Here is a 1879-nt window from a genome sequence, read left to right as displayed (position 1 = left end):
GTAGTTGGCGTACGCTGCCATAAGCGCTGTAGACAAGTTTCGGCATCCGTTCGATGACGGAATCTTTGCTTAAATAGTCCAGATAAGCGTCCAGACGCTCCGCAGCTCCGGATTTACCACTCAGTTTGGCGTATGCCAGTGCGCGCACGGTGGCAGCTATATGAGGGGTTTGTTCCTTGCTGATGGTTGGCAGCGGAGTAAACAGGTCTTCGCTTAGGGCGGCTTCTACTTCGGCCGCAGTGGCTTTGGGTTGTGCCAGCGGATAGACCGCACGCAGTTTGTTCAGGTCGTTTAGTTCTGTCGGGGTAGGGTTTTGTGCTATTGTTTGCCCTACCGACAGTATCAGACTACATAGTAAAATTAACGTTTTCATCATATTGATTTTTAGAGTTTCCTGTTTTACTTGTTTCTTTCTGGGACATAGTGTCCGTTGTATGGCTGTTTCAGTTGATGTATCTCCATCCATTCTTTTAATAGTTGGCGATGTGCTTCGAGTACTTCTGCATAACGTTTCTCGATGGCGAGATTACGCATTTCGCCACGGTCGGCATGCATGTCGTAAAGTTGTTCGCGGTAACGTCCTTTATCGTAGAGTACATACTTGTAGTGTGGAGTCCGGAGTGCCCATCCGCGAGTGCCTCCACCTTTGTCAAAAGTCGTTTCGGTCACTATATAGGGCTGATGAGGCGCCTGGTTGTCGGCCTGTTCGGCCAGTTGTTTAAATGAAACGCCATGCAGTCCTTTCGGTTCGTCTGTTCCGGCCCATTGGCAAACGGCAGAGAAGAAGTCGGTTCCGTTGTTGACCAGTTGTTCTGATACTCTTCCGGCATTCTTCTTGGCGGGTAGGGTGACGATGAGGGGTACGTTGATTACCTCTTCGTATAACGCTGACTTCTGATTCCAGCGGTGTGCTCCCATACCGTCGCCGTGGTCGCTGGTGAAAATAACAACGGTGTTTTCCCATAAGTCTTGTGCGTCCAGTTCATTGATGATTTTACCGATTTCCGTATCTACCTTTTCGACTAACCGGAAATAGCAGGAACGGTAGCGGCGCCAATCGTCGGGGGTAAAGTCGGCTGTGGGATAGGCTGAATAATTCATCCGTTTTTCGTAGCTGATGACGTCGGCATCGTAGGGCTGACGTTCGAAGTTGAGCGGGAGCCCCGGCCATTCGTCTTCCGGCAGGGAGGGCAGATTGCCATGTGGCAGGTTTTGACTGCGGGCAAATTCGCAGATATTGTGTGGATTGTCAAAGCTGGCCACGAGAAAGAATGGGCGGTTATGCTTTTGTTGCAGAAAGTTTACACAGGCTTCGGCCAGACCGTTGTCGCGGAACGGATGAATGGTGGTAAAACCAAATTCGCCATCGGGCATGGCGGCTGTGTGCACGTGCCACTTGCCAGCATAAGCGCAATCGTATCCGGCGGCAGACAAGAGATGCCCCAATGTCCGGTTGTGCAGGGAGTCGGGCAGTGGGACATTGTTTTTGTCCATACCTATTTCGTAGGGAGAATATCCGGTGAACATGGCTGCACGGGAGGGACCGCTTAGCGGGGCCGCGCAATAGGCATTGCGGAACAGGACGCCTGCTGCTGCCAGTCGGTCCATGTTGGGGGTGTGAATATCACTGTTGCCGGCACAACTCATTGCCGTAGCCGATTGTTGGTCGGTAATAATGAAGAGGATATTGGGTCGCTGTTGTGCCCAGGAGGCCAGTGGGAGGCCGGCCAATATCCATGTGAGTGCCCGTGTCGGACGGATAGATTTAGGTTCGTTCATAGGTTCTTGTCTATTATGAAATCTGGTGTCGAAGTCTTGTGTTTCAGAGGTACTTCTTATGCGTTTCTGGAATGCAAGTGTGGCTCGCGAGCAACACTTG

At 51.4% G+C, this 1879-nt stretch carries 1 protein-coding gene and 1 pseudogene; both read right to left on the bottom strand.

The features are described from left to right. Positions 1–376: pseudogene (locus tag QVP67_RS14045) on the bottom strand (hypothetical protein); the annotation flags it as partial. A 23-nt stretch (positions 377–399) separates the two neighbouring features. After that, a complete protein-coding gene (locus tag QVP67_RS14040) occupies positions 400–1779 on the bottom strand; it encodes a sulfatase family protein (protein ID WP_022164188.1) in 1380 nt (459 codons plus the stop codon). Between the last annotated feature and the right edge of the window lie 100 nt (positions 1780–1879).

The organism is Bacteroides sp. CAG:633, from assembly GCF_000435115.1.
Taxonomy (GTDB): domain Bacteria; phylum Bacteroidota; class Bacteroidia; order Bacteroidales; family Bacteroidaceae; genus Bacteroides; species Bacteroides ndongoniae.
This window is presented reverse-complemented; position numbering and strand designations above follow the sequence as displayed.